18 protein-coding genes are annotated in these 24,637 nt (G+C 37.4%); 4 read left to right on the top strand and 14 right to left on the bottom strand.

Translation table 11 applies throughout. The annotated features are described in order from the left end of the window. Positions 1-17: 17 nt before the first annotated feature. From ACXACQ_RS20165 to ACXACQ_RS20150, 4 genes are all read right to left on the bottom strand, one after another. Positions 18-1,058 carry a hypothetical protein gene (locus ACXACQ_RS20165; protein ID WP_474977796.1) on the bottom strand — a complete coding sequence of 347 codons (1,041 nt, stop codon included), beginning with the start codon at positions 1,056-1,058 and terminating at the stop codon, positions 18-20. Further along, on the bottom strand, positions 1,055-2,278 hold the full coding sequence (locus ACXACQ_RS20160; protein ID WP_474977795.1) for a glycosyltransferase family 4 protein: 1,224 nt from the start codon (positions 2,276-2,278) through the stop codon (positions 1,055-1,057). The genes ACXACQ_RS20165 and ACXACQ_RS20160 overlap by 4 nt, the downstream gene beginning before the upstream one ends. A gap of 81 nt (positions 2,279-2,359) precedes the next feature. Then, positions 2,360-2,668 carry an isoamylase early set domain-containing protein gene (locus ACXACQ_RS20155; protein ID WP_474977794.1) on the bottom strand — a complete coding sequence of 103 codons (309 nt, stop codon included), beginning with the start codon at positions 2,666-2,668 and terminating at the stop codon, positions 2,360-2,362. A gap of 11 nt (positions 2,669-2,679) precedes the next feature. Continuing rightward, positions 2,680-5,130 carry a glycoside hydrolase family 31 protein gene (locus ACXACQ_RS20150; RefSeq protein ID WP_474977793.1) on the bottom strand — a complete coding sequence of 817 codons (2,451 nt, stop codon included), beginning with the start codon at positions 5,128-5,130 and terminating at the stop codon, positions 2,680-2,682. A 311-nt stretch (positions 5,131-5,441) separates the two neighbouring features. On the opposite strand from ACXACQ_RS20150, the gene ACXACQ_RS20145 reads away from it, so the two are divergent. After that, positions 5,442-7,271, top strand: a complete 1,830-nt coding sequence (locus tag ACXACQ_RS20145; protein WP_474977792.1) for a glycosyltransferase — start codon at positions 5,442-5,444, stop codon at positions 7,269-7,271. Between the two features lie 41 nt (positions 7,272-7,312). After that, positions 7,313-8,830, top strand: a complete 1,518-nt coding sequence (locus tag ACXACQ_RS20140) for a DUF4301 family protein (RefSeq protein WP_474977791.1) — start codon at positions 7,313-7,315, stop codon at positions 8,828-8,830. Between the two features lie 76 nt (positions 8,831-8,906). Here ACXACQ_RS20140 and ACXACQ_RS20135 read toward each other — a convergent pair whose 3' ends face one another. Beyond that, complete coding sequence (locus ACXACQ_RS20135) at positions 8,907-11,198, bottom strand: OmpA family protein (RefSeq protein ID WP_474977790.1); 2,292 nt, start codon at positions 11,196-11,198, stop codon at positions 8,907-8,909. A gap of 234 nt (positions 11,199-11,432) precedes the next feature. Then, positions 11,433-12,431 carry an alpha/beta fold hydrolase gene (locus ACXACQ_RS20130; protein ID WP_474977789.1) on the bottom strand — a complete coding sequence of 333 codons (999 nt, stop codon included), beginning with the start codon at positions 12,429-12,431 and terminating at the stop codon, positions 11,433-11,435. A 435-nt stretch (positions 12,432-12,866) separates the two neighbouring features. Between ACXACQ_RS20130 and ACXACQ_RS20125 the strand changes: the two genes are divergently transcribed. Both ACXACQ_RS20125 and ACXACQ_RS20120 read left to right on the top strand, forming a co-directional pair. Next, on the top strand, positions 12,867-13,562 hold the full coding sequence (locus ACXACQ_RS20125) for a 3'-5' exonuclease (protein WP_474977788.1): 696 nt from the start codon (positions 12,867-12,869) through the stop codon (positions 13,560-13,562). Further along, positions 13,559-15,460 (top strand): DUF294 nucleotidyltransferase-like domain-containing protein, encoded by a 1,902-nt coding sequence (locus tag ACXACQ_RS20120; protein ID WP_474977787.1) that lies wholly within the window; start codon positions 13,559-13,561, stop codon positions 15,458-15,460. The genes ACXACQ_RS20125 and ACXACQ_RS20120 overlap by 4 nt, the downstream gene beginning before the upstream one ends. Positions 15,461-15,489: 29 nt before the next feature. On the opposite strand, the gene ACXACQ_RS20115 is transcribed toward ACXACQ_RS20120, so the two are convergent. From ACXACQ_RS20115 to ACXACQ_RS20080, 8 genes are all read right to left on the bottom strand, one after another. Then, positions 15,490-16,329, bottom strand: a complete 840-nt coding sequence (locus ACXACQ_RS20115; protein WP_474977786.1) for an SDR family NAD(P)-dependent oxidoreductase — start codon at positions 16,327-16,329, stop codon at positions 15,490-15,492. Between the two features lie 91 nt (positions 16,330-16,420). After that, positions 16,421-17,503, bottom strand: coding sequence for an AMP-binding protein (locus ACXACQ_RS20110; protein WP_474977785.1), 1,083 nt, complete (start codon positions 17,501-17,503; stop codon positions 16,421-16,423). An 82-nt stretch (positions 17,504-17,585) separates the two neighbouring features. After that, positions 17,586-17,948, bottom strand: coding sequence for a hypothetical protein (locus ACXACQ_RS20105; protein WP_474977784.1), 363 nt, complete (start codon positions 17,946-17,948; stop codon positions 17,586-17,588). Between the two features lie 6 nt (positions 17,949-17,954). Further along, entirely contained in the window at positions 17,955-20,306 is a 2,352-nt protein-coding gene (locus ACXACQ_RS20100) for a zinc-dependent metalloprotease (protein WP_474978494.1), read from the bottom strand. Between the two features lie 157 nt (positions 20,307-20,463). Then, positions 20,464-21,288 (bottom strand): 1,4-dihydroxy-2-naphthoyl-CoA synthase, encoded by an 825-nt coding sequence (gene menB / locus ACXACQ_RS20095; RefSeq protein WP_474977783.1) that lies wholly within the window; start codon positions 21,286-21,288, stop codon positions 20,464-20,466. 6 nt (positions 21,289-21,294) lie between these two features. Next, positions 21,295-23,010 carry a 2-succinyl-5-enolpyruvyl-6-hydroxy-3-cyclohexene-1-carboxylic-acid synthase gene (gene menD, locus ACXACQ_RS20090; RefSeq protein WP_474977782.1) on the bottom strand — a complete coding sequence of 572 codons (1,716 nt, stop codon included), beginning with the start codon at positions 23,008-23,010 and terminating at the stop codon, positions 21,295-21,297. After that, entirely contained in the window at positions 23,007-24,200 is a 1,194-nt protein-coding gene (locus tag ACXACQ_RS20085) for a chorismate-binding protein (RefSeq protein WP_474977781.1), read from the bottom strand. Before ACXACQ_RS20085 ends, menD begins: the two co-directional genes overlap by 4 nt. A gap of 4 nt (positions 24,201-24,204) precedes the next feature. Beyond that, complete coding sequence (locus ACXACQ_RS20080; RefSeq protein WP_474977780.1) at positions 24,205-24,627, bottom strand: hotdog fold thioesterase; 423 nt, start codon at positions 24,625-24,627, stop codon at positions 24,205-24,207. Positions 24,628-24,637 lie beyond the last annotated feature (10 nt).

Genomic DNA, 24,637 nt, shown 5'->3' with positions numbered 1-24,637 from the left:
TTATGTGAATTAATGAATTAGGTTAGCTTATTGATTTCAAAATCAGAGAGCATATTCATTAATGAAATGTAATAATCATACGGTTGCTTTTCAGGAGAGGTAATGGTAGAGTGGTTGAGGTCTAGAAAATAATCTCCGGCAGTAAACATCGATAATTGATAAAGTAAGTTCGTATCATTTTTACTCACCGCCTTTTCTTCCAAATCTTTAATTTTAGTCACCACTTCTTTTTGCATACCATTGGCAGTAAAAGTGGAAATACTCCTATGGTCTCTTTTTGTACCTATGGGCATGGGTATGGAGTATGGATTTGGTGCCTTGGTGATATTTAAAAGTTGGTCAGCAGTAGCATAGTCAGAGTATGTTTCTAAAATAGCCATAATGTACTGTTTCCAATTGTCATAAGTAGCTATCATAGGGTTAATTTGCTTTACAACAATACCTTTATCAGCAGCGCCATCAGTTGTGAGATGCCCAGTTTGGTTGAGCATAATGCTTAATTTACTTTTTGGGGCCGAAAATAAGTTCGATGGAGATTGACCTTGCAAATACCAAGTCAATGGTTCAGTAATTAGGCCTTGATAATTATTATCTTCTATGGTGCTCAGTAAACTGTTAAAATGAATATTTTCAGTGTTAATGAAAACCAAGGGATCAGTGTTGAACACCTTTTTCAATAGAAGCTTATGAGCAGCTACTTGCTCATGAAATAATGATGGTGAAATTAATGCAGCTATAGATTCATGATAGGTGCTACCAATGAGCGTAATTTTGCCACTTTGTAACCAATGCTTTATTGCACCAATTAAAGAGCTGTCTGTTTGCTGTAATGCTTCTATAAAAGTACCTGAAAATTGTAAAGAACACCTAAAGTCTTTTCTTTCAAGAAGCGTGAAAATCCCTTCTAAAGCCGGCTTAAAGATACTCTTATAGTTGCTTTTAAATCTCTGAAGGGTTAGCTTGCTATCAAAGTAGGGCTGGTTTTTGCCAATTTCAAAGAATGAGTATTCTGTCAATTGCAGAGGAGAATGAAATGAAAATATAAGGCAAGTGTTCATATTTTGCTGAATGCTTTATTAAGTACTTCAAAGACTTTGTCGGCCGTTTGATTCCAGGTCAGTTGTCCTAATGCCTTTTGGTTTAATTTTACAATTTTAGAAGCCGCTTCTGGGTGCCTTAGCAGGTTAATGATATGTTCTGCAAAGGCATCAATGTCCCAATAATCTGCAGTAAGCGCCTGTGGTAATACTTCTGCTGCTCCCGATTGCTTGGAAAGTACCACGGGAAGATTATACCTGGCCGCTTCTAATGCGCTTAAGCCAAAAGGTTCAGATACTGAAGGCATACAATAGATATCCGACATTTGATATAACTTAGCCATGTCTTCATGTTTCACATAGCCAGTAAAGTGAAACTTACCACTTACACTTCTATATGCACCAGACTCTATTAGTTCTTTTAACATGTGACCGGTACCAGCCATAACAAACCGTGTATTTGGCATTACCGAATTTACTTTAGCAGCTATTTGCATAAATAGCCCGGGCCCTTTTTGCCCAGTTAACCGGCCTACAAAGAGTATCAAGGACTCAGGAAAAACCTTATGAGTTCTTTCGTTATTATAATCGTTTTCTACGGCATTGTGAGCCAAGAAAATTTTCTCACGGCTAATTTCGTAGTGGTCTGTAAGTACTTTGTGGGTATAATCACTTACCGATATTATGGCATCAGCTTCTAGGAGTACTTCTTTTTCTAACTGATATACCCATGATTTTGCAGAGCCGCTACTGCGGTCATAATCTAGAGAATGAATATGTACTACTAAGGGCTTTTTAGATTTTTCCTTAATTATGCGTGCTGCCTTAAGGGTGACCCAGTCATGAGCATAAATAAGGTCAAACTCTATGTCTTTGGTTGTTTCTAATACAGCATCAGTATATTTATCGAGCTCTTTAATAACCGTGCTTTTGTAAAGCAAAGTTTCTTCTTGGTCAGTGGTGTTAGTAGAGGTACTAAAATAATTGTAAGGCTGTAGGTTGCCTTTAATGTTTATTTTAATAACATCTTTAGTAATATGTTCATCTGCGAACTGATGAGTATCAATATCGCTGATATAGGTTTCTTTTAAGGCAGTTTGTTGGCTATTGCCTGGTTGAATGATAGTTAAGTTTACATGTGATTGTAGGTGTTTGGCTATTTGGCTTGCTGCTATACCTAGCCCACTGTTGGCTTCAGTGGGCTCTCCAGGACCTAGCATTAGGACTTTTAATTTACCCATATTTCGTTTAAGTATAAAAATCTAACTGTCCTCAGGCCAGAGGACCAAAATCAATTAATGTGTTGAGTGTGCTATAGTATGTTAGATTATTATAACCGAATTGGGTTCGTTAGATACACCATTATCCACAAATTTATCTGCAGCATTTTCATTTGACCAATGTTGGCCATCTAATAGATACCTGAATTGGTATTCGCTATCGGATGATAATTCTTTAGTTAATTTAAAGCTGCCGTTTTTTAATGGAGTAAACTCATCATCATTTTCAGACCACGCATTGAAGTCACCACTTAAATAAGCTTTAGAAGCTCCATTGGCTTCTTTTTTGTCAATAGTGAAGGTTACTTTGCAGATCGGCTTAGATTTTAAATACTGTTTTTTAATACTCATAGTGTGAAAATTTATTGAACTACAATTTTTTTAAAATTCTTAGGAACACTAAAAGTATAAACCAACGCATCGTTCTCATCAAGTTCACATTTCACCAGTTCTCCATCTACCGTAACTTTTGTTGGCTTTTTTGTGTATCCTATTAAAGATATCTTATATGACTGATAACAAGTTGTATAAGTTCCTTTTATCTCTTGAACAATTTCAAAGTCACTTTGGATATAAGAAGTTACAAAATTTTTGATAGAAAATTCACCTTTTTGGTATTCATATCCTTCTCCTGCGTCTTCGTATAATTCAGACACACACTGCTCATTGGTGAAGTATATGCGTAAATCTAACTGATCATAAGTGATTTGGTCAGTATATTGCATCTTAGGCTGAAGCGGTAATACGGCTCCGGCTTGTATCATTAAAGGTATTTCGTGAAGCGATGCTTTTATGATATGCTCTTGTCTTCCCTCTAATAATTCATTGGTCCAGTAGTTATACCATTTTCCTTTGGGTAAGTAAACACCTCTTCTTACTTCACCTTCTTTGCTCATAGGGCAAACCAAAATGTGATCGCCTACTATAAATTCTTCTTCACGGTAGTAGGTTTCAGGGTCAGTCTGATCTACTAAGTGTAGAGATTTTAGTATTGGCGTTCCTTTCATTGAGTTTTTCCAGAAAGAAGAATAAATATATACTTGTAGCTGGTATCTAAACTCTACATATTGCCTTACAATATCGGTAAACTGTTTATCGAAAACCCAAGGTTCTTTGTCTCCATGGTCACCAGAGGAGTGCGTGCGGAAGAAAGGATGAAAAACCGCCATTTGAATCCATCTCACATATAATTCGCCACTAGGTGTACCTATGAATCCGCCTACATCAGAGCCCGCAAAAGAAATGCCTGAGGCACTTAACCTTTGGCACTGCGTGTTAGCAATTCTAAGGTGAGGCCATGTAGCCATATTATCACCAGTCCAAACAGAGGCATATCTTTGTACTCCTGCATATGCAGAACGGGTAATGGTAAATGCTCTTGCATTATCTAAGAACCTCTTTTGTCCGTCATATGTGGAGCGCGCCATTTGCATGCCATACACATTGTGCGCTTTTCTGTGGCTGCAAGGGTGTCCGTCATAGTTATGGCGTACATCCCTAGGGAAAGTACCTTCTTCAAATACTGCAGGTTCGTTCATATCGTTCCATACGCCCGCCACACCATCGTCTACTAGGCCTTTGTATAATCCTGCCCACCAATCTCTTACTATAGGGTTAGTGAAATCTGGGAAATAGCATGGGCCAGGCCATACACTACCTTTCATTTTAGCTCCATCTGCACGCGTACAGAAATAGTTATTATCCATACCCTCTTGATATACAAAATAGTTTTTGTCTACTTTAATGCCAGGGTCTATAATCACTACGATCTTAAAGCCTTGTTCTTTAAGGTCTGCTATCATTTTTGCAGGATCAGGAAAGCGACTTTTATCCCAAGTGAAACACCTGTAGCCATCCATATAATCAATATCCAAGTGGATAACATCACAAGGAATGGCCAATTCTCTGAATTTATGAGCCAGTTCGCGTACGGTGGACTCTGGGTAGTAGCTCCATTTACTTTGGTGATAGCCCAAAGACCATTTAGGAGGAAGCTCAGGCTTACCCGTAAGGTCTGAATATCGTTCAGATACTGTTAAAAGATCAGGTCCATAAATGAAGTAGTAGCGCATTTCACCCCCTTGTGCCCAGAAGCTGGTAACGTTTTTTCTTTCCCAACCAAAGTCGAAGAAATTACGAAAAGTATTATCCATGAAAATGCCATACCCAATATCTTGGTGCAGACCCATGTAGAACGGAATGTTTTTATAAACTGGGTCTGTTTCTTCCGTATAGCCGTAGCAGTCTGTTCCCCATAACTCAAAACGCCCTTCTTTTAGGTTGAGCCGTGTAGATTTATCGCCTAAGCCAAAGTAATGCTCGTTTTCAAATGATTTTTTTGTTGTGATCACCACGTTGCCACCAAACTTTTTTTCTTCTTTCCAGTGGTAGCCTTTTTCGTCTTCTACTATTACCCGGCCTTTAAGGTCAGTAATTTTGCTTCTAAAAGAGTCTTTGCGTAAATGGCAAATTATAGTTTGAGTAGATATGACAAACTCATCCTCTTCTTCTGTAATAACATAGGCAACGGGCAAGATCTTAAAATTAGGATCAATAGCATATGAAAAGTCGTGTTCAAAATAACCATCATGTGCAAATCGAAATTTAAGAATATTTTCAGTTACTACCGTAAGCTCTAAGGATGACTGACTGCCATGAAAAAGTATGCGACTTTCATCGACTTTTTCCCAGCCCACAATGTGCCCGGGGAAGAATTCTTCTTCTTTTACTTTTCCTTGGAAGTTCTCTATATAATTACCTTGGAAATCATTGGATTGCTCTAAGGTATTTTCAGTTTCATTAAAATTTTCCATGCTTCACTTGTAATGTTGTAGAGTGTGGTGCTCTTTAGTAAATATAATAAGATATACCACAAATCATAAACACTGAACCAACAATAGAGTTAGCAGATTAATTTCATTATTTGATGCAATCGTTTGAAGTGGCGTAAAAATTAAAATAAGAAGGTATTAACTTTTTTTTATTAGTATGGTTATAAGTTATATATGTTGTCATTAAAAATATTAAGTGATATAATATTGTCATATTAAGGCATATTGAGAATATTTTTTAATTTTAATGAGTATCGAATCGAATTCTCTGAATTAATAAAAGCAGATAAATTATGGATCATTCAGCAGAGGCTCCGTCCCAAAAATTATTGACAGAAATAGCCTGGGAGGTATGTAATCAGGTAGGCGGAATTTATACCGTTATAAGGTCAAAAGCTCCGGTAATGGTTGAAGCCTGGAAAGATAATTACTGTCTGTTAGGGCCTTATAAGGCAGAGAATGCGTCCACAGACTTTGAGCCTTTTGAAGATACGGAGTCTACCATAGGCAGGGCCGTACAGGCATGTAGAGCCAAAGGTTTTGAGGTCTATCATGGCCATTGGTTGGTGTCTGGCAGGCCACAAACGGTTTTATTTAACCCTCATAGTGTAATGCATCGTTTGGGCGATATAAAATACTACTATTGGCAAAACCACCATATTTCTTTCAATAATAATGATCCTTTGCTTGATGAGGTAATGGCCTTTGGTTATATGGTTTATCACTTTTTGGCTGAGCTGGCCAGAAACTGTATGGATGATGATATTGATTTATTGGCTCATTTTCATGAATGGATGGCAGGTACAGCTATTCCTGATATTCGAAAAGAACAACTGCCCATAAAGACAATATTTACTACACACGCTACGCTTTTGGGTAGGTATTTGGCTATGAATGATCCTGACTTTTATAACCATTTGCCTTTTTTGAATTGGGAAGAGGAGGCTAAGCATTTTAATATTGAAAGTTTGGTGCAGCTAGAAAGGGCATGTGTGCACGGCTCACATATTTTTACTACAGTAAGTGAAGTTACGGGGCGTGAGTGTACGCATTTACTGGGTAGAACTCCAGATCATATTTTACCCAACGGCCTAAATATAGAACGCTTTGCAGTGGTGCACCAGGTTCAAAATCTGCACCATGAATATAAAAAAGTGCTTGAAGAGTTTATTATGAGTCACTTTTTTCAAAGTTATTCTTTTGACCTCAGTAAAACGCTATATTTCTTTACATCAGGACGTTTCGAGTATTTGAATAAAGGATATGACGTCACTTTAGAGGCGCTTGCTAGGCTGAATTGGAAAATGAAAGAAAACCATGTGCCTATAACTGTTGTTATGTTTTTCATAACCAAGCAGCCTGCTTACTCCATTAATCCGGAGGTGCTTAATTCAAGAGCCGTTTTGGATAAAATATCTCAAAACTGCGATGAAATAGTGGAGCAGATAAAAAGGAGGTTGTTTGTGTGCGCGGCCAGTGGAATGAAAGACCATAAGCTGCCTGATTTAAATGATTTGGTAGATGACTACTGGAAATTGCGCTACAGGAGAACAATTCAATCTTGGAAATCGGGAAAATTGCCAAGTATTGTTACACATAATTTGGTCAATGATGGAAGCGATCCTATTTTAAATTATCTCAGAAGTGCTAATTTGTTAAATCATAGAGATGATAAAGTAAAGGTGGTTTACCATCCTGATTTTGTGTCTTCTACTAACCCACTTTTCGGAATGGAATATGGTGAGTTTGTAAGGGCATGTCATTTGGGTGTTTTTCCTAGTTACTATGAACCATGGGGTTATACACCTATTGAATGCTTGGCCAGAGGTGTAGCTGCTGTTACTTCTGACCTTAGCGGATTTGGAGATTACATGAAGAATGTGCCTCTTGGAGATGAAGATCATGGCGTGTTTGTGGTGGAGAGGGCTAACAAAAGTTTTGATGAAGCAGCAGAAAATTTAGCCAATATTATGTTTGACTTTGTTACTAAAACAAGTAGAATGAGAGTCAACATGAGAAATAAATCTGAAGACTTGTCTGAATATTTTGACTGGAAAAATTTATATTCAGAATATCGCAAGGCTTACGAGATGGCTGATCAGAATTACATGGTCAGTGTATAAAGAATTTAACTAGAACAATAAGCGAATTATTTACTCTTAATATGGTAGTAGAACAACTTAACTCACAAATAGAAAAGCAAGGAATAAGTTCTGATAAGGTTGAAGAACAAATAAATAATTTTAAAAACGGATTTCCTTACTTGGATATTCAGTCTTCGGCATCTATCGAAGATGGCATAGTAAAACTTACTGATGCTAAATTGAAACACTATATCCATATTTATGAAGAGCAAGCTGCCAGTAAAAAAATAGTAAAATTTGTGCCGGCTAGTGGGGCTGCAAGTAGAATGTTTAAAGATTTATTCGCTTTTGTTGATGGGGATGATGAGGATATTAATAGTAGTGAATTCGCTAAAACGTTTATTGAAAATATTAAATCTTTTGCCTTCTATGGTGAGTTGAACGAAGTGCTAAAAAAGGAGGGGAGTTCTATTGAAAAGGCCATTGAGCGTAAAGAATATAAAAAAGTAATCAGTGCCTTATTGGACAATGATGGTCTGGGGTATGGTGAGTTGCCTAAGGGGCTTCTTCGTTTTCATTCTTATGAAAATGAAGTAAGAACGCCTGTTCAAGAGCATTTTGTGGAAGGTGCACAGTACGCAAAAGGTGAAAATAATACAGTAAGCCTACATTTTACAGTTAGCCCAGAGCATCAAGAACGGTTTAAAGAGCACATTGCCGAAATAAAAGAGGCTTTTGAAAAACAGTATGGGGCTAATTTTGATATAAGTTTTAGTCAACAAAAAAAGTCAACAGATACTATTGCAGTAAACTTAGATAATACGCCTTTCATTGATGAAGATGGAAGTGTATTATTTAGACCTGCAGGGCACGGAGCATTACTAGAAAACCTCAATGATATTGATGCGGATTTGATCTTTATCAAAAATATAGACAATGTAGTGCCCGATAGGTTGAAAGAAGAAACAATCACTTATAAAAAAGCTATTGGGGGTATTCTTTTGGATGTTCAAGAGAAGGTTTTTGAAGCTTTGGAGAAGTTGAATGGTGATGTAGATGAAGCATTATTAGAATCGTTGAGGCAGCTTTTTGATGGTCAATTGAATATTAAAGTACCTGCTGATTTTGATACTTATACCTTAAACGATAAGGTGGCTTATTATAAAGAAAAACTCAATAGGCCTATAAGAGCTTGCGGTATGGTTGAAAATACCGGAGAGCCGGGAGGAGGACCATTCTGGGTTAAGGAAAATGATGGGTCACTAACCTTGCAAATAGGGGAGACTGCTCAGCTTAACCTCGATGACCCTAAGCATAAAGAAATATTGAAGGGTTCTACTCACTTTAATCCTACTGATTTGGTTTGTGGAGTAAAGAATTACAAAGGCAAGAAATTTGATTTGTTGAAATACAGAGATCCCAAAACTGGGTTCATTACCAAGAAGTCAAAGAATGGCCAAGAATTAAAAGCTCAAGAACTACCTGGTTTATGGAATGGTTCTATGGCCGAGTGGAATACCATTTTTGTAGAAGTGCCTTTGATTACTTTTAATCCCGTGAAAACTATTAACGATTTATTAAGAGAGCAGCACCAGTAATAATTACTGCGTAAATACCAACAAAAAAGGCTTATTGAATTTCAATAAGCCTTTTTTGTGGTCGGTTGAGTGTATGTTAGTTGCTAGCAACTTCATCACCTACACCTGTAATTTCTATCTCAGTTCTTCTGTTTATCTCACGGCCTTCTAGCTCATCATCATTTGATACTAAAGGCCTTTCCTCTCCATAACCTTTCGCACTTACACGTTCGGTTTTAATACCATGCGCAGTAAGGTAATCAACTACCGACTGGGCTCGTTTTTTAGATAATACTTTATTGTAAACAGAGTTTCCTACGTTATCAGTATGACCGTTTATCTGCACAGAAAGTGTTTTGTTTTCAGATAATAAGGCTCTGATTTGGTCTAGCTCGGCAATGGATTCTGTTCTTAATTCAGATTTACCAATATCGAAAAAGATGTTTTTCAGAATTACTTTCGAACCAATTTCAGCTCTTTGTAGCAAGATGTGCGTGTCTAGCTCCTGCATTTCTGAGAAGGCAGGTAAGTTAAAGTTGATAGAGTTGAATAAGTAACCAAATTTACTGGTAGATACACCGTAGTTACCACCATGCGGAATAATCAACTCAAATTCACCCGTTTCAGGGTCAGATGTTATTTCTGCTATAGCTACGTTGGTTTCGTTGTTGATTAGTTTTAATCTAGCATATAGTGGCTTAGCATCTGTAGCATCTATAACCTTACCTTTTAGTATAGTTACTACCCCAAGTTCTTTCTGAAGGTTAACGAAATCTTCATCAAAATATGTGGTAGAAGCTTTTTCTTCTTCAGGCTCTTCCTTGGCAGGAGGCGTCTCTACAGCTGCTACTTTTTCTTCTTCTTTTATAGGCTCTTCTTCTTTTACAGGAGTTTGCTCTACCTTCGGAGTTTCTTTCTTAGGCTCGTTTTTAGCTACAGCAGTGGTGGTTTCAGGTGTAGGTTTTACTTCAGGCCTTTTTTCTGTTTTTTCAGGCTCAGGAGTATGCTTAGCAATTACTACCTCTTCTTCTTTTTCTTCCTGTATTTCTGGAGTTTCTTTTTCATCGTTTTTAGCAATTACCGGCTCTTCATCTACAGGAGTAATTGGTGTAGTGGGGGTAGAAATGGGCTCTAAGAGCTCTACCTCATATATGTCAACATCTCCTTCGCCCTCTTCTCTTAACGAAGCGAAAACCCCATGCCTCTGGTCAGGAGACATTACAAAATAGTTGTCATTATAAACCGTATTAATTGGCGAGCCCATATTTACTGGTTTGGTGAAATGACCATTAACCAATTTGCTGTAGTAAATATCACTGGCTCCCATGCCTACATGGCCACTAGAACCGAAAAATAAAGTTTTGCCATCAGGAGATATATACGGACAATCTTCAGCTCCAGCGGTATTGATTTCCTTGCCTAAGTTGATAGCATCTCCCCATTCGCCATTTTCATTTTTCTCCGATCTATAAATATCAAGGTCTCCAAACCCGTTGGGGCGGTTACTGGCAAAGTATAAAGTATTGCCATCGGCAGTTATAGATGCTGAAGTCTCCCAGAATACGGTATTAATGTTTTCATTCAGTCTATTAGGAGTAGTCCATGTATTATTTACCAGATCAGAAGTGAAAATACTGCCATTACCACGTTCGTAGTATAAGAAAAGCATTTTGCCATCTGGTGAAAGTGATGCTGCTGCATCATGATACTTAAGGTTTATTTTTGGGCTTATTTTCTGAGGTTTGCCCCATTCTCCATTTTCTTTATAGGTGATATATATATCTTCATAATAAGAACCATCGCTTAATCTTATGCCCCCTGTAGACCCAGGTCTATTAGAGGTTAAGATAAGCGCTTTGCCATTTCTGGCTATAATGGGAGTGTAGTCATTAGCTCTGGAGTTAATCACTGGCCCCATGTTGGCAATTTTTACTTTTCTAGGATGATCTATCAGCTGTTGAGCCATGTCACATTCTAAAATTTTTCTGTCTGCCTTGGCTTTCTCTTTTTTGTGGTCTTCGCCATATTTCTTAAAGATTTCTTTCGCCTCTTTAAATTTGTTATTGTATTGATAGGCTAATCCTAGTTGGTAGGCAATTTCTTTGTCAACCTTCGGGTTGAGGTCATAAACTAGTTTTAGTTGCTGTAATGCAGCTTTTTTTTGAGTACTGGCTAAGTAAGCAAGCCCTAGTTTATAGGTAATTTTAGCATTACCTTTTCGCTTTCTGATCGCTCTTTTATATTCGCCAATGGCTTTATTGTACAAACCTAATTTAAAATACTTGTTACCTCTTTTTAGGTTATATTTATAATTTCCTTGACCTAAGGCTACCGAAAATATAAACGCGAGTTGTATAGTAAGTATGAATCTTACATTTCTCTTTATCATGCAAAAAAATAAATTTATAGCAGTTTAGTGCTGTTTTTGCTTATACATAGGAAGATAAGCATGCAAATTATTTATTCTCAGAAAGAAATGAAAGACTATAAATCATTATCTTTTTCGAAAATAATACAAAAATAAAAAGGCATTACTTCCATTCCTTGAGTTTAAAGATAGCTGTCTTGCATTTCTTGTACAAGAAGCCAACATTTATTGAATGAAAATAATGCCTTTGTTATATTATTTTTTCAAAAATTTTAACAGAGGTGTAATGAATTGATTGTAAGCTTCAATATGTGGTAAATGGCCAATGCCTGGTAGCTCTACTAATTTAGCATTAGGTATTGCTTCTTTTGTTTTCTTACCAAGCTCAGGGTAAAGTCCCATGGTAGCTTTAACTTCATCACTTACTAAATTTTTGCCCAAAGCGGTCCTGTCTCGCTGGCCTATGATGAGTAAAGTTTCAGCCTTAATCTGGGGAAACTCATATACCACTGGTTGAGTAAATATCATATCATAAGTAAGAGCACTATTCCAAGCTATTTGTCTGTATTCTGGGCTTAGAGTCCAGCCGGCAAGTATATTTACCCATTCATCATATTCGGGTTTCCATTTGCCATCATAGTAGCTTTTAAGCATATAATTTTTAATGCCTTCGTAGTTTTTATTCAGCTCTTGTTCATACCATTTGTCAACACCCACATACGGTACTTTTGTTTTCCAATCTTCAAGTCCAATAGGGTTCACCAAAATGAATTTGTCCACTATTTCAGGGTACATTAGTGTGAAGCGTGTAGCTACCATACCCCCCATAGAATGCCCCAAAACATTGATTTTGTGAATGTCTAAATGATCAAGTACTGCTTTTGTATTTTGAGCCAGTAATTGAAACGTGTATTGTAAATCCTTAGGTTTTGACGATTTTCCAAACCCAATTTGGTCTGGAATAATCACACGGTATCCATTTTCGCTTAAGTCTTTGGCTGTTTGCCCCCAATATGCGCCACAAAAGTTTTTGCCATGCAGTAGCATTATTACTTTTCCATTAGGCTTGTCAGGTTTTACATCCATATATGCCATTTTAAGTTCTTCTCCCTGAATTGTCAGGTCAAGGTACGATACAGGGTAAGGATATTCATAGCCTTCCAAGGCAATGCCCAAAGGCTTTACATTTTGAGCTAGAACTTGGCATGTATTAATTAAAAGAAAAAATAAAGTGGTTAGTTTTAAGATTTTCATAAATAGTAAAAGGTTTTGTTGCGTTGCACGTATTATGTGTCTCCCGCAGTTGTTCATCTAAAATATAACGGTACGGAGGTTAGAGAGTTACTTCAATCCGGCATTGTTTCACTGTACTTTACTTTAGTAACCATTTTGATGATAATTTGGGTTGCCCCAATACTTGGGCATTAGCAGATAACCTCAATACGTAACATCAGTTTTTTGCAGGCAAAATGCAAAGAGGCTTACGAGAAAAATGTGAATTATGAAATATACTATTTGAAGTGAAAAGTACCTTTACTACCAATTATGTTTGGGGAAATAACAAGGGTAGATACTGCCAATCGGCTTCTGATAGAAATATTTTTGCAGATATTAAGTAGTCTTATCTTTATTAAATAACAAAAGGCGTTGCAAATTGTAGAAATAAGTAGATAACTTCGATCTCACTATATGAGAGACTATCTTCTTTTTGTAGACACAGAAACTTCTGGTATTCCCGAAGATCTTAATTTAAATACCACTTATACTGACCGCTGGCCTTATGTTTTGCAGTTGGCTTGGCGTATATATGGTGCTGATGGTGTATTGGTGAAAAAGGAAAATCATTACATCTATGAAGAAGACATTATTATACAGAAGCCTTCGACCAAAATTCATGGAATTGACATTAACCTCTTAATTGATAAAGGCGAGCCACGAAAAGATGTTGTTAAGACGTTTGCAAATGACTTGCGTCATTATAAACCACTAATAGTAGGGCATTTTGTAGAATTTGATAGCAAAATGATTCAAGTAGCCTTTAGTAGGTGTGGTTTAAAAAACATCATAAGAGAATATCCTCATTTCTGCACTATGCGCAGTACCATGAAGTATGCACGCTATGTAAATAGAGACTACCCCAGGCTTGGTGAATTGTACATGAAGTTATTTGATAGGAAGCTCGAGCGGCAGCACAATGCTGCTGTAGATGCTAAGGCCACCGCTCAGTGTTTCTTTAAGTTGGTAGAGGAGGGGGAGATTACCGATCATGTAGTTGATAGTCAGTTGCTTTTTGAAGAGGAGGGTATGGAAAATAAAAAGAAGTTTGGCTGTGGATTGCCAGTAATTCTTGCCATATTAATGTTTGTAATTATATTTTTTGCATGAAAAAGAAGCTTGAATTTTTAAAGAATACTAAGCCTTTTAATGTTTTGCCAGAAGAGGTTCTTGAGTCTGTGGCTACAGAACTTTCAAAAGAAGTTTATAAAGAAAAAACTGTTTTATATCAGCAGCATAAAACCAAAATCACTGGTCTAGACCTTATTTGTAAAGGTGGATATGAAGCTTTTTTTTATAATAGTAAAGGAGCACGGGATCATGTGCAGCGTTTAGTAACGCACAATACCTATGGAGCTTTTAGTATTTTACTCAATAAGGGTAAGTCTATCAATACAGTAGAAGTTAAGTCTGATACTAAAATATACAAGCTTCCATCAGCTAAGTTTAAAGAGTTGTGTAATGCTTATGAAGAGTTTTACCAATACTTTTTGTCAGTGTTTGGTAAAGAGATGCTTGATGAACGGTATGCCAATTTTGTTGTGAGGCAAGAGCCAGACGTTGAAGATGCATTAAATTTTGAACGATATTTTTCAGGCAGCTTAAATGCTGTGAGCTTAAGGTCTGTAATTAGCTGTACTAAAGATACGCCTGTTTATAAAGCTGCAGCTATCATGGAAGAAAATCGTATCAGTTGTCTTTTTATTCAAGAAGGCACATCGTATACAGGTTATGTAACTGATATCATATTGCGAAATAGGATTGTTGCGGCACAGCGAGGAGCAGACATACCTGTAGCCGATATCATGGATACAGGAATATATACCATTTCGCGTAATGCATTTATATACGAGGCTATCCTCATGATGTTTAAATACAAAATTCGTTACCTCTTGGTAGAGGAAGAAGGCCGTATTATAGGCATGATAAGCAGGTCTAAATTATTGGCAGACCAAGCGCAGTCGCCATTTATATTTATGCAGGCCGTGAGAGAGGCTATGTCTACCAAAGAACTTCAGTCCAAATGGGCAGAAGTACCAGAAATGATCTACAGCTTACTTACCAGAGGGGTGAAATCAGAAATGGTGAATCAATTGATCAGTAATATTTCTGATACTATAGATCAAAAGGTGATAGAGGGGGTGATAAGTGAAATAGGTCCTCCGCCAGCACGCTTTGTATTTATGTGCCTTGGCAGTGAAGGTAGAAAAGAGCAGACCTTAAAGACCGATCAAGATAACGCCATTATTTATGAAGATAAGGCTAATGAGTTTAGGGAGAAGACTAGGGCATATTTTTTGAAATTTGCGGAATTAGTATCAGAAAGGTTAGATCATATTGGTTTTACCTATTGTACTGGTGGGTTGATGGCAAAAAATCCGAAATGGACACATTCGCTATCTCATTGGAAAAGGAACTACGATCAATGGATAGAGCGGCCAGACCCGCAAGCGGTAATGAACTTCTCTACTTTTTTCGACTGTAGGTATATCTATGGAGATGAGCAGCTGATAACCGAATTGCAAGAACATATTATCGAAAAACTCGAAGATCCAGGTGATTTGTTTTTTGCTCGGTTGGCAGATAATGCCTTGCAGTATGAACCTCCTTTGGGCTTTTTTAGAGGTATTAGAACTATTAGTAAAGGAGAACAAAAGGTGTTCAATATCAAAAGAGCCATGACCCCTATAGTGGATTTGGTGAGGGTATATGCCCTTCGTTATAAAATCATAAAAACTAATACAGGCGAGCGCTTACAGACTTTATTGGATCGAAAAATAATTTCGGATAGAGATTATCATGAACTGATGCAGTCATACTATTATTTAATGGGTATGCGGCTAAAATATCAGGCGCATCAAATTATATACGATAAAGCCGCTCCTGATAATTTTGTGAGCCCTGATTCCTTAACTAAAATAGAAATAGTGACTCTAAAAGAGATTTTTAAAGTAATAGAGAATTTCCAACAGAGAATTAAGGTGGTGTTTTTAAAGAAACTATTTTGATAAAATCCCGGTTTATACCGGGATTTTTTTTAGTCAAAATCAGTAGATAGAGTTGTGGTTTTCCACTTCTCCAATTCATCTTGTAGTGTTTTAAATTTTTTACTTGCCAAGTTATAGGCATCACTGCCTAAGTATAAGTGTAATGGGCATTCATCAGAATTGTATAAGTCTATGATAACTCTGGCTGCCTTTTGCGGGTCTCCTGGCTGATTCTGGTCAATGTCATTAGCATGTACTGCTTTTGATTCTGCTACAGAGGTATACGTTCCTATTGATTCATTGGCAGTAACCCAAGAGTCAGAGGTGAGAAAATTAGTTCTGAAATACCCTGGGCAAATGATGGTGGTCTTTATGCCAAATTCTTCGGTTTCTATAGCTAAGCTTTCGGTAAGTCCATTTACTGCAAATTTGGTAGCTACATATGAAGACCAGCCTGGAAAATCTCCAACAGTACTTACCACTGATCCTATATTAAAGATATGCCCACTTTTTTGAGCTCTCAAAAAGGGTAACGCATATTTTAGCACGCGATAAACTCCAAATACATTTACATTAAAGTTTTGAAAAACCTCTTGCTCGCCTAGTTCTTCTACTGCACCAGTTAGTCCATATCCAGCATTATTGACTAAGGCATCTATACTGCCAAAATGATTGATAGTGGTAGTAATTGCATTTTTCACACTTTCGTCACTTCCTAAATCCATGGATACTGGTAGGAAGCTTTCAGCACTTAATAAATTCTCGTTGAACGAGCTAATGTCTCTACTGGTAGCAGCTACATTATAACCTTCTTTAATTAGTTTCTCCACAAGTGCTAATCCTAAGCCTTTCGAAGCCCCTGTGACCAACCATGTTTTGTTTTTTGTCATTTTTTAAGTTTTTAATCCATGACAAAGCTATTGGGAGAGCTATTGGTTTTGCGTGCGAATTGCAAACCAATGATTGCGAAAATCAAACATTTTATTTTTTGATGATTGAATCAACGTTTTTAGGTCTATTCACTTTACCTGTGGCAGTTTCTATAAATTCTGGGAGGTAATATACTGATTTAGGTATTTCGTACTTTGTTAGAAAAGATGATAAATGTCTTTTCAGGTCTTCTTGTTTTATTACAGGTTCAGTGCTTTCAACCAAGAGTGACACCTTATGTCCTAACTTTGAATCAGGTATGCCTGCCACGAAAAACCGACTATTAATATTGTGTTTAAAAAATAATTGTTCTATCACCTTTTCTACTTTTTCACTTTGCACTTTTATGCCACCAGAGTTGATAACATTATCAATTCTTCCTTGCCATTCAAAAGTATGATCACCTACTAAGCGCACAAGATCATTAGTAGTTATTAATTCATTTTTACACAATATAGATTGTATGGTTAGGCAGCCACGAGCATCTTGCCCCAGTTTTACCTCAGGAAACGCTTTGTAGTATTCACTTTTATTACGGCCGTTTAATTTTTTCAAAGCAATATGAGATACTGTTTCGGTCATTCCATAGGTGCTATAGGCATTTACATCCATTGCCTGTAGTCTTTCAATAATACTATGGTTAGCAGGAGCTCCACCAATAATAAGTGCCTTTAGTTTGTTCATAACCTCGGCTGACTCAGGGTTATTAAGGCCTTCTTCTACCTGCAATGGCACCAGTGCAGCAAAGTCTGGTTGGTGAGGTAAGTGGAGTAGAGGGTTGCTTTGTGGTGTTTTTAGGATAATATCCAAACCATGTTCTAAGGCTCTTACCAGCATCATTTTTCCTGCTACATATTGAGTGTCTAGGCATACAAGAGCCTTGGCATTAGAAGGTAATTGAAGGGCTTCCATGGTGAAGTTGGCGCTTGCTAGCATTTGAGCCCGCGTATTGACTATATTTTTTGGAGTACCCGTGGAACCAGAGGTTTGTATAGTAAATGATTCTTGCCCATTCAGCCAGGATTTTATGAACTCAATGCTAGTCCTTTCAAAATTGTTAAAGGAGGCTAGTTTTTCAGGGAGGTGGTGAATGTCAAAAGTGGCAGAGGAGGTGAATACTGAAATTTTAGTCATGTGTCAAAATTACTGACTGTGTGCGTTTAATAATAAAAAAGGCCACAATTTGTGGCCTTTGGCTTTATCTTTTATGTTGTAATTACAGATTTTTCAAATCCTTTTTAAGTCTGTCTATTATAAACTCTTTAATTTCTGATTTTCCAAATACCTCAGATACAATAGTTAGTATTTTAATAGTTTTTTCTTTGAGCTCTGGTGTTAAATGTTGTTTATATGCTTTAAACTCATGAATGGCATCATTATAACCATGCTCTAGAGTAGGATGAATTTTCTCATCTAATATCTCAAATCGGCTTTCAGCAGCCCAAGCGTTATAATTCAGTTCTTCTTCTGCTATTTTAAAAAAGGCTTTTTTTTCTTCAAGTTTTAAGCCATCACCTGCTTTTGCTATTATGTAGGCCAGTTCACCTATGGCTCTATAAATTTCTCTTTCTTCAAACATCACTTGTTATTTAGGATTTAGTATAAGGTCGATCCTCGCAAGTATGTCGTTCAGGTGGTATGTGGTCAGCCTGTCTGATATATTACTTCTTTGGATTTTACTTTTTAAATCTAATAATTTTCCGCGAGCTATTGAACGAATATCTGTTTCTGTTGCGCTAATTGAGGTATATTTATATTTGTCTGAACTGCCATTATTCCCTCCGTTATATAAATATTCAAGTCTTACTACGTATACCTTTTGCAAAGCTCTTCTATACACATCTATAGATTGATTATTATACAGCTCTTTCCATATTCCTTTTTCTAAGTCATTGAACATTTCGATAGCAGAATATGCATTTTTTTTGTTAAAAGCCTCGTGCTCTAACAGTCTCATGATCACTTTCGGATTCATGAGGTTTTTCAACTGAGCCCCCTGTAAGTTTTTGATTCTTTCTATGCTGCCTGCAGGCTCTATCTTATCTAAAATGGCTTTGTTTAATAGCCATTCAGGTGTAGTAAAGCCCTCATTAATCATGAAATTCATAGCCCTTTTTTGATCTTCCTTTGACACGGGTTGGTAGATAGCACCTTTCTGATCAGTGTTTTTTAGAGTTTCGTAAACACCACCAATATTTCTTTCTACATGCCCCATATACCGGCTCCATACACCTAACAGTTCGCCATATATTTCTTTAAGGTCATCGTAATTTTCGTGTGGAGCCAATGTCCATTCGGGTAGATGCTTAGCTACAATTTTTAAGTTTGATAGCCCATATTGGCTAGCTTTTACAGGGTCATTACCTATATTTTCAGTTTGAGAATTAGGGTCAAACCGTCCATAACCATCTCCAAATTGGTAGATGGGGTTATCTGCTTTTTCAATTATCCATTCATTGAGTGTGGGTTTTTCCTCTTCCGGGGTCTTAGCGTTATTAATAACTCTATAGCCCCAGTTGATGGCATAATGATCATAAGGCCCAATTTTTCTTATGAAACGGACTCCTTCGTCACCGGGCTGAGCTACATAGTTGTATCGGGCATAATCCATGATAGTAGCTGCTATACCGTATTTATTAGTGAATTTAGCAGATCGCAGAGAATCTACTGGGTAAGCTGAGCTGGCTTTCATATTATGAGGTAGACCTAAAGCATGACCAATTTCATGGGCTATTACCATTCTCATCATTTCTCCAATCTCTTCTTCTGGTGTATCAAGACTGCGAGCGTTTTCGTTAGCAGCACCAGTTTCTATTAAATACCTGTTTCTGTATGACCTCAGGTGGTTATGATACCAGATGATGTCGCTTTCTATAATTTCACCAGATCTGGGGTCTGAGGTGCTAGGGCCTATTGCATTTCTAGTAGTGCTGGCCACATACCTTACTATATTATATCTGATGTCTTCAGGGCTGAAATCAGGGTCTTCTTCTTTTGAAGGGGGCATTTTTGCTATGATGGCGTTTTTGAAACCTGCTGTCTCAAAGCATTTTTGCCAGCTTTCTATTCCCTCTATAAAATACTTTCTCCACTTTTCAGGGGTGGCTGGGTCTAGGTAATATACAATTGGTTTTACGGGTTCTACAAGTTCGCCTTTTGCATATGCTTCGGGGTCTTTGGGTACTAACCTCCAGCGCTTAATAAACGTTTTTTTGTCAGACTTGAGGGCTTCACTACCATAATCTATGGTGCTGGTAGTAATCCAGCCTACACGCTCATCATAATAGCGGGGTTGCATAGGTTTTTTGGGGAGTAATACCATTGACTGACTCATTACTAAGCTGATAGTGCCTGAAGACTGATTAGAGGGCGCATTTTTAGCCTCGTAGGTCATTTCGTGCTTTACCTCAATGTTGAATGGGTAGCTGTGGGCTGATTCAATGAAACTACGGTCTCTGTCTAGTCTACTGATACTATATTGTTTGCGTAAACTTATATCTAGCCCACTTATACTAATGATATCTTTTGAAAATAAGGTTGAGGCATCGATGATTAATGAAGAACTGTCTGCGTTATACGCTTTTATCTCAAAACTGTGAAGGGTAGGAGCATAGTTATTAGATACTACAGATTGACTTATAGGGAGAGAGTCATTAGCCACAGCATCATATGCATATGATTTGATGAGTATTTTATTATAATGCTTTTGCCATTTGATGACTTGCTCAGCTACTTTGGTACCGGCATTATAATAGCCGTTTCTAATATTAGGGCTGGTTTTGGATATTCGGCTTACTAACAGCATATCTCTGTTAAGTAAGCTGTCTGGAATTTCGAAGTAAAGCTTTTCTTCCTTTCTGTATATTTTAAATAAGCCTTCATCAAAAGAGGAGGCTTCTTTAATGATTTTTTGGTATTGAGTAGGCTTATCTTTTATAGAATCTTCCGCTTCTTTTTTTTTCCTTTTTCAAATACTTTGCAACCAAAAATAGAAGAGGTGATAATTAATGTGAGCACAAATTTTTTCATGCTTTAAATTAATTACCACCTCCAATACCTCATAGAAAAATGTTTCAAGAGGTAGTTATCTTTTATCAAGGGAACTTAGGAAACTGCTGGAAGTCCGGATCTCTTTTTTCTAAAAATGCGTTTTTACCTTCTTGTGCTTCTTCCATGAGATAGAACATCATGGTAGCATCACCTGCGAATTCCATCAATCCTCTCTGGCCATCAAGCTCTGCATTAAGCCCTCTTTTTAGCATTCTTATAGCCATAGGACTGCGCTTTAATATCATTTTACTCCACTCTACGGCAGTATCTTCTAGGTCCTCTAATGGCACTACAGTGTTTACCATGCCCATGTCTTCAGCTTCTTTTGCAGTGTATTGCTTGCATAAGAACCAAATTTCTCTGGCTTTCTTTTGACCTACGTGGCGAGCCAAGTAAGAAGAACCGAAACCTGCATCAAAACTACCTACTTTAGGTCCTGTTTGGCCAAAGCGTGCATTGTCTGATGCTATAGTTAAGTCACAAACCACGTGTAATACGTGTCCACCTCCAATGGCATATCCATTTACACATGCTATTACAGGCTTAGGCAGTTCTCTAATTCTTTTATGAAGGTCTAACACGTTCAAACGAGGCACTCCATCTTCACCTACATAACCACCTACACCTTTTACATTTTGATCTCCACCAGAACAAAATGCTTTGTCTCCTTCACCAGTAAGTAGAACAACACCAATGTCTTGTCTTTCTCGGCAAATGTCCATTGCTTCAATCATCTCCATATTGGTTTCCGGACGGAAAGCATTATATACTTCAGGACGATTAATGGTTATTTTTGCTATGCCTTCAAAGAACTCGAACTTAATGTCTTTAAAGCTTTTTATGGTTTCCCAATTTCTTTTTTCAGCCATTGTATTCTATTTTATATCTCTGTATGTATTCTTAAATTCTTTTAAAATTTGCGCATTAGTAGCGCTATCGCTTTCTATCTCTAGTATTTTTGCTGTGGTAGAAGGCTCGTAAAAGTCTTTTAAATAATTGTGAAGCTTACTTTTTTTGTCACACAATAAATATTCAAAATCAAACTCTTTTGCCAGACTTTGAGCATTTAAACTTTGTTTAGTTTCGAAATAATTTTCTAGCTCTGGCAGCTTACTTGGTCCATTGATTATTCTAAAAATCCCACCCGCATGATTGTTTAGTAGTACTATTCTTAGGTTGGGAAGGGGGTAGTTATGCCAAAAGGCATTTCTATCGTAGAAGAAAGCCAAGTCTCCTGTTATAAGTGTGTTTAATTGATTAGGGTTGGCCATAGCGTGACCTACGGCAGTGCTATTGCTACCGTCTATTCCACTAGTGCCTCTATTAGCGAATACTTCGATAGACGGGTCTGAAATGCCTATGAAATTAGCATAACGAACGGCCATACTATTGGCTAAGTGGAGGGCACTACCAGATGGCAAAGCAGTTATCGCTTCCTTTATACTTTCAAATTCTCCCCATGTTGTATTTGGGAAAAAGCTATCTAATAAACGAGCACTTTTACGTTCTTCAATTTGCCATATGTAATAAAAGTTCTCTTGCTTCTGATTGTCAAAGGCAGGTTCAAAGTCAATGTTTGCCAGCTTGTTTAAAAAGCTAGCGGGCTCTGCTTTTATTACTTTTGTTAAGCTTTGATATGTATCTGCCACGTAACCATTAGGCTGTATATGCCAATGCTCTTGAGGTTTAAGCTTTCTTAGCAATAGTTTTAGGTTTTTGGAAATGGTAGATTTACCGAAGGTAATTAGTAAATCTGGCTGCATGCTTTCATGAAGTCCGCCTTTATCCTGACCTAAAAACACATCTGCATGTTTTATCACTTCATCTACAGGATGCAAATTGGAAATGATATCACCCACTACAGGTATTTTTCTATTGATGAGCTTTTGAAGAGGTTGGTGATATTCAGGACTATTGTCTTGTTGGCCACCAACAATAAGAATTCTTCTGAAATTTTTAAATGAGGTACTGATGTCTTCAAGCATACCAAGTGTTACCTGAGGAGTCCCTGCTTGCGTTGTGATGTTTTTTATACCTTCAGTATAGTTTATTTCCTCACCTTCCTGTAGGTAGAAGGGCTCACGGATAGGTATGTTGAGGTGAACAGGGCCTTGCGGTTGTGCCTGTGCCATATTGATGGCTTCGTTGATGGTCCTGTAAGCATGCCACTCGGCATCTTTATGAGACATATCAACGGGTAAGTCAAAGCTATGTTTTACGTGTTTTCCGTAAATGCTTTGCTGTCTTATCGTTTGGCCATCTAGTTGGTCAATCCATTCAGGAGGCCTGTCTGCAGTAATAATTAATAACGGAATATTTTGAAAAAATGCCTCTGCTACTGCGGGGGCATAGTTGTAGGCTGCTGAGCCAGAAGTGCATACCAGCGCTGTGGCTTGCTTTGATTTCTGAGCTAAACCTAACCCTATAAACGCAGCCGATCTTTCATCAGGAATAGATCTGCATTTCATTTTAGGGTGCCTGGCAAAGCCTACTGTAATGGGTGCGCAGCGCGAACCTGGGGAGAGTATGGCATTTGTAATCCCTTTTTGACTACATAGCTCTGCTATATCGTAAATGGGCTGGAGGTTCACTTAATAATATTTAATAGTGTGTTCATTTTTATCTCAGTTTCTTCCCACTCTCTTTGAGGTATAGAATCTGCAGTAACTCCTGCTCCTGCGAAGAGCTTCGCCTCATTATCTTTTATGTTCATGCACCTTAAGTTAACAAATAAAGAGGTGTTATTAAATAAGTTAACAGGGCCTAAATAACCGGCAAAATACTTTCTGTCGTAATGCTCATTTTCTTTCAAGAAGGCTGTGGCTTTCTCCAAAGGCATACCACAGATAGCAGAGGTAGGATGAAGTAATTTTAGCATGGTTTCTCCTAACATAGGAAAACCTGTAGCTTCCATGTCTACAGTATATTCATTTTTTAAATGAAGCAGATTACCTGCAATAATTGTTTTAGGGCCTACTTCTGTATAATCTCTGAGTCTTATCTTTTTGAAACAATTAACAATATAGCGGCACACCAGTGCTTGTTCTTCTATCTCTTTTTGTGTCCAGGCTACATCTGAAAGTGGTACTTCGGGGTTATATTTTTGAGTGCCTGCCAAGGCTACCGTTTTAAATATATTGCCTTCTTCACTAATCAGTAGTTCAGGTGTTACACCCATCCACACATCAGTTTCAGGAGTAAATACCAGCGAAGTAAACGCTGCAGGATATGCATTGAATAGCTTCACAAAGTTTAACCCTATGTTGAAATGAGCGGGTAGTTTAATCTTTTTATTTCGAGAAGGAACAACTTTAAGAAATTCACCATTTTTAATGGCTTTTACTGAAAGTTCAACTAAGTTTTTAAACTTTTGATCTTGCTCCTGATCTTTGATTATTTCTATCTCCTCGTGTTTTTTTGCATCTACAGTAGCTTCTGCAGCGCTACTAAGCGCATTTAAAAAGTGATCAGTTCGTTCGCTGTTAGCAAGTCCGTCTTTCTGAGTTATTTGATAACTGCTCAGGTTAATGTGTAAGTCATTTTTGATCAGTAAAGAGCGGTTGTCACTATCGAAAGGAGAAAAAATAAACCCTGAGACTTTACCTTGACTTACATCGGTGCCTATTTCTGTAGGAGAATCAAAATCTACTAACAGCTGTATGGCCTTTTGTTCGGGGTGCTTCCATATGGCGATAGAAGCCCCTTCGTTTTTACAATATTTTATGGCAGCTGTAATGACTTCGGCTGCCGATTGTTTTTTTATCTTTTCGTTTATTATCAAAATACTAACTTTTCTTCTCTATAACCGCCACTGTTAATCTACTAACACAAACTATTTCATCGTGTTCGGTAGATATCTTTATTTCCCAAACTTGTGTTTTCTTCCCTATATGAATAGGAGAGGTTACACCAAATACACTTCCGCTTCTAACACTCTTTATGTGGTTGGCATTTATATCTAGCCCCACACAGTAATATTTAGATGAATCAACTACCAAATTGGCCGCTACACTGCCCAATGTTTCAGCTAACACTACACTTGCCCCGCCATGTAATAAACCTAGGGGTTGATGGTGTCTGTGATCTACTGGCATTCTGGCTTTTACGTAATTACTGCCTATTTCTACGTACTCGATTCCTAAATGTTCCATGAGCGTATTCTTATTAGAGTTATTAAGGTCCGCTACGGTTATTTTAGGATTAATCATATGAATCGAT

It is taken from the genome of Fulvivirga sp. AWR4_260, assembly GCF_056158185.1.
The sequence above is the reverse complement of the archived record's forward strand: the minus strand, read 5'-3'. Positions and strand labels throughout refer to the sequence as shown.

Coding starts and splice junctions, on each gene's coding strand:
- ACXACQ_RS20140 (WP_474977791.1), top strand. CDS start 7,313: ATGGTAGTAGAACAACTTAACTCACAAATAGAAAAGCAAGGAATAAGT.
- ACXACQ_RS20130 (WP_474977789.1), bottom strand. CDS start 12,431: ATGAAAATCTTAAAACTAACCACTTTATTTTTTCTTTTAATTAATACA.
- ACXACQ_RS20155 (WP_474977794.1), bottom strand. CDS start 2,668: ATGAGTATTAAAAAACAGTATTTAAAATCTAAGCCGATCTGCAAAGTA.
- menB (WP_474977783.1), bottom strand. CDS start 21,288: ATGGCTGAAAAAAGAAATTGGGAAACCATAAAAAGCTTTAAAGACATT.
- ACXACQ_RS20125 (WP_474977788.1), top strand. CDS start 12,867: ATGAGAGACTATCTTCTTTTTGTAGACACAGAAACTTCTGGTATTCCC.
- ACXACQ_RS20115 (WP_474977786.1), bottom strand. CDS start 16,329: ATGACAAAAAACAAAACATGGTTGGTCACAGGGGCTTCGAAAGGCTTA.
- ACXACQ_RS20120 (WP_474977787.1), top strand. CDS start 13,559: ATGAAAAAGAAGCTTGAATTTTTAAAGAATACTAAGCCTTTTAATGTT.
- ACXACQ_RS20160 (WP_474977795.1), bottom strand. CDS start 2,278: ATGGGTAAATTAAAAGTCCTAATGCTAGGTCCTGGAGAGCCCACTGAA.
- ACXACQ_RS20165 (WP_474977796.1), bottom strand. CDS start 1,058: ATGAACACTTGCCTTATATTTTCATTTCATTCTCCTCTGCAATTGACA.
- ACXACQ_RS20110 (WP_474977785.1), bottom strand. CDS start 17,503: ATGACTAAAATTTCAGTATTCACCTCCTCTGCCACTTTTGACATTCAC.
- ACXACQ_RS20145 (WP_474977792.1), top strand. CDS start 5,442: ATGGATCATTCAGCAGAGGCTCCGTCCCAAAAATTATTGACAGAAATA.
- ACXACQ_RS20105 (WP_474977784.1), bottom strand. CDS start 17,948: ATGTTTGAAGAAAGAGAAATTTATAGAGCCATAGGTGAACTGGCCTAC.
- ACXACQ_RS20080 (WP_474977780.1), bottom strand. CDS start 24,627: ATGATTAATCCTAAAATAACCGTAGCGGACCTTAATAACTCTAATAAG.
- ACXACQ_RS20135 (WP_474977790.1), bottom strand. CDS start 11,198: ATGATAAAGAGAAATGTAAGATTCATACTTACTATACAACTCGCGTTT.
- ACXACQ_RS20150 (WP_474977793.1), bottom strand. CDS start 5,130: ATGGAAAATTTTAATGAAACTGAAAATACCTTAGAGCAATCCAATGAT.